Here is a 15,931-nt window from a genome sequence, read left to right as displayed (position 1 = left end):
TGGTTGTTTTTTGAGCTATAATTAACAGTCAAACCAAAGGCCATTATTGGTTAATGATCTGTCAGGGAGGCTCATCATGATGTTAGAAAGGATCCGTCGCGAACATGGTTATATGGTTCGTCTGTTAGCCATACTGCGTGAAAAGCTACAGTTGCTCAATAGCGAGCAACTGATCAACTACAGTCTTATTAAGGAGATTGTTGATTATTTAGGGATTCATTCTCAATCTGTCCATCATCCAAAAGAGAATATCCTTTATCATTACTATCAGCAGCACTACTCCATGGCTCCGATTGTAGAAGATTTGCAGCAAGAGCACGATTTGCTGGCTGAGCAGACTCAAGCATTTTTGTTGATCGTAGAAATGATTTTACAAGATGCGGTCGTACCACAAGATGTTTTCATCGAAAAGTTGAGCGATTTTATTGAACAGCAGCAGCATCATTTAGATCTAGAAGAGCGGGCGGTTTTTCCATTGATAGAGAATGCATTCACTGTTTCAGACTGGCAACAGGTTGAGTCTATCTGGAGTGGACACGAAGATGATCCTGTATTTGGTGAAACCATTGCTGAGCAATTTACTCAATTGGCTCGGCGTGTCAGACAAAGTGAATTTGAATGTATATGATCCATGCTGTAATTGATCATCAAGATAGACTGTATGAGTAGTCATGAATAAAGAGCGCCGAATGATTCGGTGCTCTTTACTTTTGATGTGGTTTATTTTTATAGCTTTATGCTATCGAGATCTAAGCAGACATCCATATCAAGCAGCTCTTTCTCTAGGCGTTTTTTATCTCGTATTGCTTCAATCTCTCTCCACATTCGTTTTACTGGTTTGCTGCGGCTAGCGCGAATCTTGGTCATTTCCATGTCGAGTAGTTGATCAAAGTGCAAGTCATCCATAAGCAAGCCTCATTGTCATTAGTCATTATCCCTCTCCACCACATACTGCCATAACTTCGCTGATGAGATACTCGTTCATTGAAGAGCACTGCGGACGGCATTTATCGCAGGTATCCTGTGGGTTGGGCCTACATCGTAAACATCATGCTAGATATTCCCTTCCTGCTTGAAGTTACAGCGCCAGAATTAATACATTATCTCAACCATTGGTTGTTTTGATGCGGTAAGCCTGTGCTGCATTTCACTGCGATTTGGGTATAGCATATGAAACTTAATCTTAGCCATGATTCATTTCTCATTTATGACTTTTTGTCGATTGAAGCGCTTTTTTTCTCTGTTCTTTCACATTTTTGAACTTTTTTCTGTGCAAAAAATGCGCAATCGATTCGCGCAAACGTTTTTATTGTCAAAAATGTCTTGTTAATGAAACGTTACATTCAACGTCTTTGATTTACCCATCGATGATTTATTGCTCACTTGGTTGTGTTTTATGACATTTTACTGACAAAAATTTCTGTCATGCACTGTGATAGCGAGATTCTCAGCCGATGAGATTAGGATTATGCAACAAGCAGTTTGTGCAGATTTTTTATTCTGTATTGTTAGCATTTTGTTTGTTTTTTATTTGTTTTATTGGGGGGTAATGGTCGAGCTTGTGTTAATGAATGGTGACTTTATAGTAAAAAATAACATAAAAATGAGTATTGTTGCATATTGATTTTTGCTGATTCAGGTAGCATTATCCGCCCGTCAAAAAATTTACTGCATTATTTTAACGACCTAAAAAGTGTTGAATCACGCTTAATGGATCCCATAACGCTAATAATTTTCCGGGATGCCCATTCACCTTTTCGTGCTGATCGGCTGGTCAACTCAACACACATTCTAAGAGAGGTTCTTGTGACAGACTTAATTAATTTAATGAACGACCTGCTTTGGGGTTCGATTCTCGTTTATCTTTTAGTCGGGGTAGGGATTTACTTCACGGTCCGTTTAGGGTTCATCCAGTTTCGTCATTTCGGTCATATGTTCAGTGTATTGAAAAATAGCCGCAAATCAGATCAATCTGGTATTTCTTCTTTTCAAGCCTTATGCACCAGTTTAGCTGCTCGTGTTGGTACCGGTAATATGGCTGGTGTCGCTGTGGCTTTAACACTAGGTGGCCCAGGAGCCATCTTTTGGATGTGGATGACGGCAATGCTCGGTATGGCGACTTCTTTCGCGGAAAGTACTCTGGCTCAGCTGTATAAAACCCGTGATAGAGATGGAAACTATCGTGGTGGTCCCGCCTATTACATGGAAAAAGGCCTAGGCATGCGTTGGATGGGCGTGCTGTTTTCTATCTTCCTTATCATCGCATTCGGTCTAGTGTTCAATGCAGTACAAGCCAATTCGATTTCCAGTGCGATGCACACCGCTTTTGGTTTTGATCCTCTTTATGTTGGCATCGCGATCGTTTTAATCTCTTCGTTTGTGATTTTTGGTGGGATTCGCAAGATTGCTCGTACCGCCGAGCTGATTGTACCGATCATGGCCTTAGCTTATATTTTGATTGCTATGGTTGTGATGATTCTAAACATCGAAAAGTTACCTTCAGTACTGAGCTTAGTATTTAGAAGCGCGTTTGGTTTAGAGCAAGCGGCGGCTGGTGGTCTAGGCTATGCGATTGCTCAAGCAATGATTCATGGGGTGAAACGCGGTTTATTCTCTAATGAAGCAGGTATGGGCTCGGCGCCTAACGCTGCTGCTTCTGCTACGCCTTATCCGCCGCATCCAGCCTCACAAGGCTATGTTCAGATGTTGGGTGTTTTCGTTGATACCATAGTGATTTGTTCAGCAACGGTAGCAATTATTTTGATGTCTGGAGAATACGTTCCGCATGGTGAAATTACCGGTATTGAGCTGACTCAGCGTGCATTGAGTTCACAAGTGGGAGATTGGGGCAGCATTTTTATTGCTTTAGCGATTTTCTTCTTCGCCTTTACCTCTATTATTGCCAATTATTCTTATGCTGAAACTAACCTGATTTTCCTTGAGCATAATAATAAGAAAGGCTTGGTGGTTTTTCGAATGATCGTCTTAGGTATGGTGATGTTCGGTTCACTGGCGACATTACCTACCGTTTGGTCGATGGCGGACGTGACAATGGGATTGATGGCTATCGTCAACTTAATTGCCATTTTGCTGCTCTCTGGAACGGTGGTTAAATTAGCGAAAGACTATAACCGTCAACTGAAATCCGGCAAGTTACCAACCTTTGATGCCAACGATTATCCAGAACTAAAATCTCAGCTAGAAGACGGGATTTGGGATAGCAAAAGCAAATAATCGTTAAGAATTACCCTTTATGATGGTTTGCCATTGAAAGTGGTTAAGCCTATCGTTAGGCTCAATGAATAAGATAGAAAAAGCCATGCAGACAATGTGTGGCTTTTTTTGTTAACCTAACGATTCAACTCTCTAAGTCAACGATATTAGGATAGAACAATGCTGATTGTGGTGTCTCCTGCTAAAACTCTTGATTATGAATCACCTTTGCCAAGCCAAAATCACTCTCAACCGGAATTAATCGAGCATTCCAAGCTGCTGATTGATGTCTGTCGCCAGTTAACTCCTGACGATATTGCCGCATTAATGAAAGTCAGTGATGCGATTGCTGGATTGAATGTCGCTCGTTTTACGCAGTGGAGTGAGCAGTTTACTTTGGATAATGCACGTCAAGCGATCTTTGCTTTTAAAGGCGATGTTTATACGGGGCTTGATGCGCAAAGCTTATCTGAAGAGAGTTTGCGTTTTGCTCAGCAGCATTTACGCATGCTATCTGGTTTGTATGGCTTACTTAAACCGCTCGATTTAATGCAGCCTTATCGTTTAGAAATGGGCACTAAACTGGCGAATCCTCGTGGTAGTAATTTGTATCAGTTTTGGGGCAGCATTATTACCGATAAGCTGAATCAAGCGATTGAAGCGCAAGGTGATAATGTACTGATCAATTTGGCGTCAAATGAATATTTTAAAGCGGTGAAAACCAATCAGCTTGATGCACAAGTGATCACGCCAATTTTTAAAGATGCCAAAAACGGACAATATAAAGTGATCAGTTTTTATGCTAAAAAAGCTCGTGGCATGATGGCACGTTATATTATTGATAACCAAGTCAACTCGGTTGAACAATTGACCCATTTTACCACTGCTGGTTATTATTTTGTGCCTCAAGAGTCTAGTCCTACCGAGCTGGTATTTAAGCGTGAAGAGCAATAACGCCACGAGAGTTTTGTGGAATAATTGATGATACTGACAACAAACGTTTGAGAGGATGTCGCCATGTGGCAATGGTTTAAACAGGCGCTGGCTCGCTACGATGCATGGTGTCAACGGATGGGCTTAACACCTGAACAAAAGCGCAGTTGTGTCGCATATCGAACGGATCCATTGCATCATACTGAGTGCGATGATGCATCCGAATCGCGTTCCTAAGGTGCTGTACTGTGCGATTATTTGATACACACTGTCATTTAGACTTGCCCGCTTTTGAACAGACATTGTCTAATGATTTAGCTCAAGCTAAGGCGCAAGGCGTTGAGTGTTTTCTCATCCCCTCGACAAGTCCGGATAGCTGGGTGAGTATTGAACAACTGGTTGCGCAGTACTCAGATGGCTTACACTATGCGCTTGGCATTCACCCTCATTTTATTCCTTTATCGACGCCTGCCCAATTATTACAACAATTAGAGGATAGGCTTTCGGTTGCTCAGCACGCCTGCGTGGCGATTGGTGAATGTGGTTTAGATGCGTTGATTGATCAACCCGCAGAGCGTCAAGAAGCCCTATTGATTGGACAGCTTTCCATCGCTCAGACTTTTCAGAAGCCAATCATCCTCCATAGTCGAAAAACTCATCAACGCATCATTCAGATAATAAAGCAGATGAAATTTGTCCAAGGTGGTGTGTTGCACGCCTTTTCAGGTAGTTACCAGGAAGCTAAGCAGTTTATTGATTTAGGATTTAAATTGGGCGTCGGTGGCGTGATTACGTACCCTAGAGCCAATAAAACGCGTCAGGCAATCGCTTCGGTATCGATGGCCGACTTAGTCCTTGAAACGGATGCTCCAGATATGCCGCTATTGGGCTATCAAGGTCAAATTAATCGTCCTTTACGACTGCCTTTAGTGTTACAGGAATTAGCAAGATTGCATCAGGCCGATCCTGAACAGGTTGCCTCGGTCATTTGGCAAACTAGCCATACGTTATTTGGTCTTTCTATCACCGATGCGCGTGATGAGAGTAACAAATAAGTCTATCAATAGTGATTTGTGTCACATAAGTATGTGAATGGATTATTAATCTTATAAGAAAGTGTGAGGAAAGCATTATTTTATTGTGGTTGAGATAAGTATAATCGCTTCGCTTTTTAGCTCTATTTTGCCACACGCCAACACCTAATTAACTTCTAACTTTATAAGGAAGCCATAAACTATGAGCCTGTTTATGAGCCTAATCGGTATGGTTGTCTTACTGGGAATTGCAGTATTACTATCATCAAACCGTAAAGCTATCAATATCAGAACCGTGGGTGGTGCTTTTGCTATCCAATTTTCCCTTGGCGCATTCATTTTGTATGTACCATGGGGTCAAGAACTCCTTCGTGGTCTCTCTGACGCAGTATCGAATGTTATCAACTATGGTAATAACGGTACTGAGTTTATGTTCGGTGGCCTAGTTTCTGGTAAAATGTTTGAGGTATTTGGTGGCGGGGGCTTCATCTTTGCTTTTCGCGTATTACCAACACTTATCTTCTTCTCTGCACTGATCTCTGTTCTGTACTACCTAGGCGTTATGCAATGGGTTATCCGAATTTTAGGTGGTGCGCTACAGAAAGCCTTAGGGACTTCTCGCGCAGAATCTATGTCAGCCGCTGCGAACATTTTCGTAGGTCAAACCGAAGCACCACTTGTGGTTCGTCCGTTTGTGCCTAAGATGACGCAATCTGAATTATTCGCGGTAATGTGTGGTGGTTTGGCTTCTATTGCTGGTGGTGTACTAGCGGGTTACGCATCAATGGGCGTGCCTATTGAGTACCTAGTTGCGGCATCATTCATGGCGGCACCAGGTGGTCTACTGTTTGCTAAAATCATCATGCCAGAAACCGATAAACCGGTTGATCAAATCGAAGGTATTGAAGCGGCGGAAGCTGATAAACCAGCAAACGTGATTGACGCTGCGGCAGGCGGTGCATCAGCAGGTTTACAATTAGCCCTTAACGTTGGTGCAATGTTGATCGCATTTATTGGTTTGATTGCTCTTATCAACGGTATGCTTGGCGGTATCGGTGGTTGGTTCGGTATGCCTGAGCTGACACTAGAGATGATTTTAGGTCTGATTTTCGCGCCTCTTGCATTCCTATTGGGTGTGCCATGGGCAGAAGCAACGATTGCTGGTGAGTTCATCGGTCTAAAAACCGTAGCTAACGAATTTGTGGCTTACTCTCAATTTGCACCTTACCTAAGTGAAGCCGCTCCTGTCGTGTTAACTGAGAAAACCAAAGCGATCATCTCTTTTGCATTGTGTGGTTTTGCTAACTTATCCTCGATTGCAATTTTGCTAGGTGGTTTGGGTAGCTTGGCTCCTTCACGCCGTGGTGATATCGCACGTATGGGTATTAAAGCTGTGATCGCTGGTACGCTATCTAACTTGATGGCAGCAACGATTGCTGGCCTATTCCTTTCTTTCTAATTTAGTAAAGAAAACGATATAGACGCCACTAAACACAACCCCGTAGCAAGAGATTGCTGCGGGGTTGTTTTGTTTTGCTGACCAAGAAACGTGCTTCCTTGTCTTCCACCCGATAAGGTTCGCTAAAACATCTTAATCGCTAAATCATCCGTGATTGATAATAACGATTATTTTGAGATACAAACCGTTTGCTCTGAGTGTTGTGCTAGGGTTTTGTTGCGAAGAGTTATACTGTAGATCACAGCTTATTAGCCTTTATATGCCGCCAATATGGCGATAATGAAACGAGTGATGGATTCACAGTTTTTATTATCGAAAAGGGGCAGCAGAGCATCAGAGTGATCGGTTGTAATAGAAGTGTATTGTAGAACAACACACTGCTAACAAGTGATTGCTTGGGAGTTATTTTATACCGCAATCACAGACGGTTATGCCATGAAGCTTATTGGCATTGTGCGGTGACAGGGATAGCAATTGGTGGAAAACACCGAGTCTTCAAGGAACCAAGTCCGTTCATTTTGTGGCTAAGTTGAGTAATGTTTTACTCGTTAGTCAATGAATTGAATATATTGATCGGAGATAGAAATGAGCGATTTAAAAGCCGCAGCGCTACGCGCACTGAAACTGATGGATTTAACCACGCTAAATGATGACGATACGGACGCTAAAGTTATCCAGCTTTGTCATGATGCGAAAAGCCCGGTAGGGAATACGGCGGCGATCTGTATTTACCCACGTTTTATCCCTATTGCCAAGAAGACCCTTCGTGAGCAAGGCACTCCTGAGATTCGTATTGCGACAGTGACTAATTTCCCTCACGGTAATGATGATATAGAGATTGCGGTTGCTGAAACCAAAGCCGCGGTTGCTTATGGTGCTGATGAAGTTGATGTGGTATTCCCCTATCGCGCACTGATTGCTGGTAACGAGCAAGTTGGTTTTGAACTGGTTAAACAGTGTAAACAAGCGTGTGGTGATATTTTACTGAAAGTCATCATCGAAACGGGCGAATTAAAAGAAGAAGCGCTCATTAAGAAAGCGTCACAAATCAGTATTGAAGCCGGTGCCGATTTTATCAAAACGTCAACAGGTAAAGTACCCGTTAATGCCACCCCTGAGTATGCTCGCATGATGCTAGAAGTGATTCGTGATATGGGTGTAGCGCAACAGGTAGGCTTTAAACCAGCGGGTGGCGTACGTACCGCAGAAGATGCAGCGCAATATTTAGCCATGGCGGATGACATTCTTGGCCAAGGTTGGGCTGACAGCCGTCATTATCGCTTTGGCGCTTCGAGCCTGTTAACTAACTTATTAAATACGTTAGAGGTCACTGATCAACAAGCTGATCCTACTGCTTATTAATCATTAACGAGCAAGTAAGTAGTGCTAAGCATTACTTACTTTGTTTTTCCCCTCGATAATTTCAGCATCTGCAAAGCACTAAGCAGAGGACTTTATACAACGAAGTGTGAGTCCAATTAACAATGGTGCTAACCATTACGGCATGTGATTTTAAAGAGGGCCTGAAAGATGAGCAAAAGCATTTAGGAGGCTTATATGTCTACATCTAATGTATTCCTACCACAAGAAATTATTCGTAGAAAACGCGACGGAGAAGTATTAACTCGCGATGAAATTTACTTTTTCATTCAAGGCGTTGCCGATAATACCGTTTCAGAAGGGCAAATTGCTGCCTTTGCGATGGCCATTTATTTTCAAGAAATGACCATGCCAGAGCGTATCGCACTGACTTGTGCTATGCGTGATTCAGGGATGGTTATCGATTGGGCACACATGAATTTTGATGGCCCGATTGTTGATAAACATTCCACTGGTGGCGTTGGTGATGTGACGTCATTAATGCTTGGCCCTATGGTGGCTGCATGTGGCGGTTATGTGCCGATGATCTCTGGGCGAGGTTTAGGCCACACTGGGGGCACGCTCGATAAATTAGAAGCTATCCCCGGCTATAATATCATGCCGAGTAATGGGCTGTTTGGTGAGGTAACCAAACACGCTGGCTTGGCGATCATCGGTCAAACGGGTAATCTAGCTCCAGCGGATAAGCGCGTTTATGCGACTCGTGATATTACCGCTACGGTGGATAATATCTCGTTAATTACAGCGTCAATTTTATCGAAAAAACTCGCTGCTGGTTTGGATGCCCTAGTGATGGACGTGAAAGTCGGTTCAGGCGCGTTTATGCCCACTTATCAAGCTTCTGAAGAGTTAGCCAAATCCATCGTCGCTGTGGCGAATGGAGCTGGGACGAATACGACTGCTATTTTAACGGATATGAACCAAGTACTGGCTTCATCGGCAGGTAATGCCTTAGAAGTTCGTGAAGCGGTTCGTTTCTTAACCGGTGAATATCGTAACCCGCGTTTACTCGAAGTGACCATGGCTTCGTGCATCGAGATGTTATTGTTAGCTCAATTAGCTCAAGATCCTCAAGAAGCGCGCACCAAGTTACAAGCCGTGCTTGATAATGGGCAAGCGGCAGAGCGATTTGGAAAAATGGTGGCAGGGCTCGGCGGCCCTAATGATTTTGTCGAAAATTACGATCGTTATCTAGAAAAAGCCGAGGTAATCAAACCCGTTTATGCACAGCAAACTGGCGTAGTTTCTGCCATGGATACGCGCGCGATTGGTATGGCAGTCGTGAGTATGGGCGGCGGACGCCGAGTGGCGACCGATACGATTGATTACGCTGTAGGTTTTGATCAATTCATTCGCTTAGGTGAAATCGCTGACAGCAATAAACCACTGGCGGTCATTCATGCCCGCAGTGAAGCTCAGTGGGAGACCGCTGCGAAAGCACTACAACAAGCCGTTAAGATTGGCGGCAATTATCAAGAAACTCCGGAAATCTATCGTCAAATTCGACCTGAAGATGTGTAACTCCGGCGAGGAAAAGTAATGAAAAGAGCATTTGTTTTAGTATTAGATTCATTCGGTATTGGTGCCGCTCCAGACGCTGAAAAATTTGGCGATGTTGGCGCTGATACATTAGGTCACATTGCCGAATATTGCCAACAAGGCAAAGCGGACAATGCAGATCGTCAAGGGCCTTTACGTTTACCCAACCTCTCTAAGTTAGGTCTAGCGATGGCGCACAAAGAAGCCACAGGGCAATTTGCGCCAGGATTGGATCAGCAAGCTGATATTATTGGCGCTTACGGGCATGCCGCTGAGCTTTCTTCTGGTAAAGATACCCCATCAGGGCATTGGGAAATTGCTGGTGTGCCAGTGCTGTTTGAGTGGGGCTATTTCAGCGATAAGCAAAACAGTTTTCCAACTGAACTGACCGACCGTATTGTAAAGCGTGCTGGTTTGGATGGTTTTCTGGGCAATTGTCATGCCTCTGGTACTCAAGTTCTTGATGATTTGGGTGAAGAGCATATGGCAACAGGTAAGCCTATTTTTTATACCTCTGCAGATTCAGTGTTTCAGATCGCTTGTCATGAAGAAGCTTTCGGTTTGGATCGTCTGCTGGAACTGTGCCAGATAGCTCGTGAAGAACTAGAAGGCTATAACATCGGCCGAGTAATCGCCCGTCCATTTACTGGTCCAGGTAAAGGGCAATTTGCTCGCACCGGTAACCGCCGTGATTTATCTCTAGAGCCACCGGCGACAACAGTACTGCAAAAGCTGCTTGAAGAGCGACAAGGCGAAGTGGTCTCAATTGGTAAAATAGCCGACATTTATGCCAACTGTGGTATCAGTAAAAAAGTGAAAGCCAACGGCATTCCCGCTTTGTTTGATGCGACGTTAGAGCAAATTGAACAGGCTGGTGATAATACGATTGTGTTCACTAACTTTGTTGATTTTGATTCTGCTTACGGTCACCGTCGAGATGTCGCTGGCTACGCTGCAGCGTTAGAGTATTTTGATCAGCGTCTGCCAGAAATTCTAGAGCAGATGCAAGAGCAAGATGTACTGATTTTAACCGCTGACCATGGCTGCGATCCTACCTGGCCTGGTACCGATCATACTCGCGAATACATTCCGGTGATCGTCTATGGTCAAAAAGTCGCGCCGGGTAGTCTTGGTCGCCGTGAAACCTTTGCTGATATTGGTCAGAGTTTAGCGAGTTATTTTTCGACCTCACCAATGGATTACGGAAAATCATTTTTGTAACATCACCTGCAGTGCTGGTATAGAAGACTGTATTTTATGATTGGTTTTGCTATTAGCAAGGCCAATTCTATTGTTCAATTGTGTTGCTTGACTGACTGAGCAACACAATCACCAAGATTAAGAGGAAAAGACATGGCAACTCCACATATTAATGCTCAACTGGGTGATTTCGCTGACGTTGTTTTAATGCCTGGCGACCCACTACGCGCGAAATACATTGCAGAGACTTTTTTGGATGATGTGGTTCAGGTGTGTGATGTGCGTAATATGTTCGGCTTTACGGGCAGCTACAAAGGTCGCAAAGTCTCAGTGATGGGCCACGGCATGGGTATTCCTTCATGCTCAATTTACGTCACTGAACTCATCAAAGATTACGGTGTGAAAAAGATCATTCGTGTCGGTAGCTGTGGTGCAGTAAATGAAGATATCAAATTGCGCGATGTGGTGATTGGTATGGGCGCATGCACGGATTCTAAAGTGAATCGTATCCGTTTTAAGGATCATGACTTTGCTGCTATTGCCGATTACAAGATGGTCAAAGCGGCAGAAGAAGCGGCAAAAGCGCGTGGCGTTGATGTTAAAGTCGGCAACTTGTTTTCTGCAGAGCTGTTTTATACGCCAGATCCAAGCATGTTTGATGTGATGGATAAATACGGCATTGTTGGCGTAGAGATGGAAGCGGCTGGTATCTATGGTGTGGCTGCTGAATATGGCGCAAAAGCATTGGCTATCTGTACGGTTTCTGACCACATTAAAACGGGTGAGCAAACCACTTCTGAAGAGCGCCAAAATACCTTTAATGAAATGATTGAAATTGCATTAGATTCCATCTTAATTGGTGATCAAGCAGGGTATTAATCTTTCATTATGACGCAGAACATATTGGTGATGCGATATGCTCAGTGTCGTTCGTCCCGATGAGTCCGGTTTATCTTTACTCATCGGGATGGATATCATTACTGATCCGGATCGTTTAATCGCTAAACGTGTTTAAGTAGCACATTTTCTACTTTCTGATCTTTCGGTCTAAATTGACGGCGCAACAAGAGAGTGATCAAAACCCCGCCAGTAAAGCTCATCAATAACATCAAATACATATATCGATCACTTTTTCGATAGTGGTGATCAGAAATTGCCGTTACTCGGCCCGTTTCAAAAGTTAAGCGAACAAAACCAATAATGTTGCCATCATGCAACACTGGCTCAACCAGTTGTTGGCGACCGATACTGGCTGTTTGTAGTGGCGTGTCGAGTCCTAATATTTCCCTCACACTTAATGCTTCATCACTTGCTGCTAACTTAACGCCTTCTGCATCATAGATTGTTGCATCGAATACTAAGCGTTCTTGAGCAAGTTGATTGGTGAGTGCCAGTAATCGTTCTTGATCTTGTTCTGCCAGCATCGAACTCGCAGACAGAGAGGCTTGATTGATTAATACTTTCGTTAAGGTTTCTAATTGATTGGCCTGAATACGCTCATTGCCTTTGCTGATCACGACACTATTTTGAATCGTAAACACTGACATGCCCATCAAGAGCACAACGGTTAAGCTGCGAACGACGACACGAAATGAAAACAGTGAGCTATCCATAGACAGTAAACCTAAAAAATGACATTTCGCTCATATTGAGACTTGCGTTTTTAAATTGCAATAGGGTAACGTCAGGGAATTATTGTTAAGGAAGCTAAACATGGATGCGGTAAAACCCCTCTCAATCAGAAAACATACGACGTTGCTGAATCGCTACCCAGAAACGCGAGAAAGTAGCGTTCTTGATAAGGCCAATGCTAATTGGATTATGTTTGCTCAGCCACTGACTCCTGCTCATTTTATCGATATTAAACAATGGAGTGGTCAAGAGTTAGCGATAGTCGATACATGGAAAGTTGGCCATTATGATGTCGCTTTAATGGCGGGAGAGCTCGACACGGTGCTAGAGCCTATTCTACAGCAATTACAGGTAGATTATGCCCGAATTGACGAAGTGCCTGATCTGTCTAAACCCGGCTTGATCGTCTTGGATATGGACTCCACAGCGATTCAAATTGAGTGTATAGATGAGATTGCTAAACTAGCGGGTGTGGGTGATGAGGTCGCTCAGGTAACGGAGCGAGCTATGCAAGGTGAGCTGGATTTCGAGCAGAGTTTACGCCAGCGAGTCGCGAAACTCAAAGGCGCAGATGCGGCAATCCTTGAAAAGGTACGTAACGATTTACCATTGATGCCTGAATTGCCGGAGTTACTCTCCACTCTACAAGCGATGGGTTGGAAAACCGCGATAGCGTCCGGTGGCTTTACCTATTTTTCGGATCACCTGCAGCAGTTATTATCGCTAGATTATGCGCAGTCCAATCAATTAGAAATTATTAATAACCAACTGAGTGGCGAAGTGAAGGGCGAGATCGTTGGCGCACAAACCAAAGCAGATATTGTACTAAAACTCGCTCAGCAGTTTGATATTGAATTGCATAATACTGTTGCGGTGGGTGATGGGGCGAATGACTTAGTGATGATGGATGTTGCTGGGTTAGGCATCGCCTATCATGCGAAACCTAAAGTAGAAGCAAAAGCGCAAACGGCGGTACGCTTTGCAAGTTTAGGCGGTGTATTGTGTATTCTTTCAGCGGGTCTGATCAAACAGCAAAAGATCAGTTGGAAAAGCCAGCCTTAAAGGCATGATGGGAATCTATTTTTTATTATGGGCGATAGATTCCCACTAACGCTTGGCGGAGAAACTGGGCACCCTGACTTAGTCTGTGAGTTCCAGCCGAGTGATAACCTCCTCGGTAATATCGGTTAATTCACAATAACCAACAATCGCACTGAGTTCTTTTTCTAAAGCTTTGGCATCGTTTAAGCTGACTAATAATAATTGGTTAAGATCTTCGCGCAGCAAGGTGGTCATCGGTTCGAAGACTGGTGAACTTGAAATACGTAACACGTAGAACTCCCCAGATTCTCTTGCTCTACGAATAAATTGAATGCGTTCTTTGATGCCACTAAATTCACTTTTCAAACAAGATTCTACTGACTGGATACGGTCAGCAAACTTTACGACAGCAATGTAGATTTCATGATGCTGAGGCTCTGCGCCATCAATTCGTCTCATGGGAGAAGCGAGTAGGGTATTGGTGTGGTTTTTAAAGATAGCTTCAAGGGAGAAGCAACCATCTTGTCCCAGTTTAGCCAATAACATGAGGTGAGCGGGCAGTGGAAAATTAACGCCAATCACTCGTGGTCGTAAATTCGCTCCGGGTTTATCAACAAAAATGGGTGAGCCAACCATTTTATCTAACAACATATCGTGTAAGCCCTCTAACAGAGAAGGGCTGGGTAGTTGCTCTTTTTGTGGTAACAATTTGTCTTGGTTATGTTCGATAAGAGAATTAAAGAATGCAATGCTCTTGATAGTTGCAGAGGTTTCTTCAATTTTTAATTGTAAACGCCGTCCTTCAGGACTAATCCGAACGACTTGATAAGGCAAAGCATCCAAAGGTAACTTTTCATCGTAGCGTTTGAGATCAATAAAGTTTACCTGCAGTTTATCACCGGCCTTGAGTGCAACTGGTGCATTAAGAATCAGATTTAATCCACGTTTAGAGAGGTCAACACTCAAGCCTTCCCCTAATACTTGCTGCTGATCTTGTAGCTGTAAGGGGGTACGAAAGCGGTAGCGAAGTTCTTTACGTCGAGAGCAAGCATCAAAATACACGCCTAACGGTTGACCAATCACTTGACGACTATGACGAAAAGGATTTAATTCACTCCCCGGCAGAGCGGGTTTGGCTACCAGTAGATAATCTTGTGCTGAACTGATATCAGCAATTTCTTGTAAAATACCGCAGTGAGTAAGCTGATTGGAGTGCTCTAATAATTCTTCGGAATGGTTGGCTAACTCGGCTCGCTCCTCGGCTGATAATTCAAAAACCGATAAACGGAACGCTTTCCAGCTGTCTTTTTTGGCACCGATATGCCAGAAAAGCTTTCGTTGCTCTACTGAAGCTTCAGGCATGAACATCGAGAAAAACAACGTTTTATCCTGATACTCATGTTTAAACGAGTACAGAACATTACTGCAATTTCTCACCCCTGGTTGGGTGAGAAGAGCCATCCGTTCACTATTAAATAAGCTGCCCAAACTTTGCTGATTACGCTCATCATGCCAGTATTGCCAAATTGGGCGATTATTTTCTGTTAATAATACTAATTTCAGTTGGTTACCACTAAAAAACAGCGGTAAGTGACAGGTATGCTTGAGGTAAACATGCTCATAACCACGGGTGCGAGCGCGAATGATTTTATCTTGGTTATCGTGACGATTCTTTTTAATATTACTGGCTAAAGATTCACTGATCACTTTGTCGATTAATGTCGTGTCCGTGAGACGTAATGCCCGCAAATATTTCACCGCATTGTTTTCATAAGAATCATCAATAGCCAGTATGCGATATTCAATCGGTTGATTTAAGCCTGGAATATCGAGCGATTTTTCCAGTTCAGTGAATTGTGCTTTAAAGGTTTGTCCTGATTTATAGTTAAATGCTGCGGGTACTTTAAACTTTGCTCCTGAAGGCGAGAGATCCAGTGTTACTGCATGAATGGCTTGATTATTAAGAGTGATCAATACTTGGCTATTTAGGCTGAGGCGATTTTCTTTGCGTTTTAAATCATAGCCCAGTTTAATGATCTCAGCTTGGAAGCTTTTGGAAGCTTTATTGGTTGCTTGGTCGGTTTTGCTGTTATCACGTTGGCTGATTCGCGCTTTATAAACGGTTTCCCAAACCCCTTCAGTATAACCAGAAAATTTTTTTACCCCTTTTTGATAGTCATTTAACGCAATATCATCTAACCAGTGTTTCAAACCGTCGATTTCATATTCTCGACATTCAGTCTCGACTCGGCTGCGCAAATCAATGATTTTTTTACACGGCGCCATCAGTCGATTGAGTTCCATTTTTATCAATAATTTAACAGAAGCAGGCTGCCCATCCGTGATCTGAGCAAGGATGAGTTCAAAGTCCGGAGAGCGATAGACCGGAATGAGTTTTTCAGTGAAAGAGAGAATGTCAGATTGCTGCATACTTTTCTGTTAAGGTTAGGTTCTTGAACAATATCGGCATCATGCAGTTAATCTTTAACGCTAACCGAAG

14 protein-coding genes are annotated in these 15,931 nt (G+C 43.4%); 11 read left to right on the top strand and 3 right to left on the bottom strand.

From position 1 onward, the window contains the following. Nucleotides 1-76: 76 nt before the first annotated feature. Complete coding sequence (locus AACS00_RS12295; RefSeq protein WP_072668847.1) at nt 77-628, top strand: hemerythrin domain-containing protein; 552 nt, start codon at nt 77-79, stop codon at nt 626-628. A 98-nt stretch (nt 629-726) separates the two neighbouring features. Here AACS00_RS12295 and AACS00_RS12290 read toward each other — a convergent pair whose 3' ends face one another. Beyond that, entirely contained in the window at nt 727-906 is a 180-nt protein-coding gene (locus AACS00_RS12290) for a DUF3545 family protein (protein ID WP_004395917.1), read from the bottom strand. Between the two features lie 900 nt (nt 907-1,806). Between AACS00_RS12290 and AACS00_RS12285 the strand changes: the two genes are divergently transcribed. The 9 genes from AACS00_RS12285 (at nt 1,807) to deoD (ending at nt 11,637) form a co-directional block, all read left to right on the top strand. Next, nucleotides 1,807-3,234, top strand: a complete 1,428-nt coding sequence (locus AACS00_RS12285; RefSeq protein WP_072668846.1) for an alanine/glycine:cation symporter family protein — start codon at nt 1,807-1,809, stop codon at nt 3,232-3,234. Between the two features lie 159 nt (nt 3,235-3,393). Beyond that, a complete protein-coding gene (gene yaaA, locus AACS00_RS12280; protein WP_110167599.1) occupies nt 3,394-4,167 on the top strand; it encodes a peroxide stress protein YaaA in 774 nt (257 codons plus the stop codon). Between the two features lie 63 nt (nt 4,168-4,230). After that, nucleotides 4,231-4,383, top strand: a complete 153-nt coding sequence (locus AACS00_RS12275) for a hypothetical protein (protein ID WP_181397569.1) — start codon at nt 4,231-4,233, stop codon at nt 4,381-4,383. 11 nt (nt 4,384-4,394) lie between these two features. After that, the gene (locus tag AACS00_RS12270; RefSeq protein WP_110167598.1) at nt 4,395-5,201 is read left to right on the top strand and encodes a TatD family hydrolase; all 807 of its coding nucleotides are present in this window, start codon (nt 4,395-4,397) and stop codon (nt 5,199-5,201) included. Nucleotides 5,202-5,382: 181 nt separating this feature from the next. Then, nucleotides 5,383-6,639, top strand: a complete 1,257-nt coding sequence (locus AACS00_RS12265) for a NupC/NupG family nucleoside CNT transporter (RefSeq protein ID WP_072668843.1) — start codon at nt 5,383-5,385, stop codon at nt 6,637-6,639. A gap of 585 nt (nt 6,640-7,224) precedes the next feature. Next, complete coding sequence (gene deoC, locus AACS00_RS12260; RefSeq protein WP_072668842.1) at nt 7,225-8,001, top strand: deoxyribose-phosphate aldolase; 777 nt, start codon at nt 7,225-7,227, stop codon at nt 7,999-8,001. A 195-nt stretch (nt 8,002-8,196) separates the two neighbouring features. After that, the gene (gene deoA, locus AACS00_RS12255; RefSeq protein WP_110167597.1) at nt 8,197-9,540 is read left to right on the top strand and encodes a thymidine phosphorylase; all 1,344 of its coding nucleotides are present in this window, start codon (nt 8,197-8,199) and stop codon (nt 9,538-9,540) included. Nucleotides 9,541-9,558: 18 nt separating this feature from the next. Then, nucleotides 9,559-10,779, top strand: coding sequence for a phosphopentomutase (locus AACS00_RS12250; protein ID WP_110167596.1), 1,221 nt, complete (start codon nt 9,559-9,561; stop codon nt 10,777-10,779). Nucleotides 10,780-10,911: 132 nt separating this feature from the next. Beyond that, complete coding sequence (gene deoD / locus AACS00_RS12245; RefSeq protein ID WP_072668839.1) at nt 10,912-11,637, top strand: purine-nucleoside phosphorylase; 726 nt, start codon at nt 10,912-10,914, stop codon at nt 11,635-11,637. Nucleotides 11,638-11,759: 122 nt separating this feature from the next. On the opposite strand, the gene AACS00_RS12240 is transcribed toward deoD, so the two are convergent. Next, nucleotides 11,760-12,371, bottom strand: a complete 612-nt coding sequence (locus AACS00_RS12240; protein WP_110167595.1) for a YtjB family periplasmic protein — start codon at nt 12,369-12,371, stop codon at nt 11,760-11,762. A gap of 100 nt (nt 12,372-12,471) precedes the next feature. Here AACS00_RS12240 and serB point away from each other — a divergent pair, with 100 nt between their 5' ends. Continuing rightward, on the top strand, nt 12,472-13,452 hold the full coding sequence (serB, locus tag AACS00_RS12235; RefSeq protein ID WP_110167594.1) for a phosphoserine phosphatase: 981 nt from the start codon (nt 12,472-12,474) through the stop codon (nt 13,450-13,452). A 78-nt stretch (nt 13,453-13,530) separates the two neighbouring features. On the opposite strand, the gene AACS00_RS12230 is transcribed toward serB, so the two are convergent. Beyond that, nucleotides 13,531-15,861 (bottom strand): PilZ domain-containing protein, encoded by a 2,331-nt coding sequence (locus AACS00_RS12230; protein WP_072668836.1) that lies wholly within the window; start codon nt 15,859-15,861, stop codon nt 13,531-13,533. Nucleotides 15,862-15,931 lie beyond the last annotated feature (70 nt).

Source organism: Vibrio sp. 11986-1-5 (assembly GCF_963878025.1).
Lineage (GTDB): Bacteria > Pseudomonadota > Gammaproteobacteria > Enterobacterales > Vibrionaceae > Vibrio > Vibrio injensis.
This window is presented reverse-complemented; position numbering and strand designations above follow the sequence as displayed.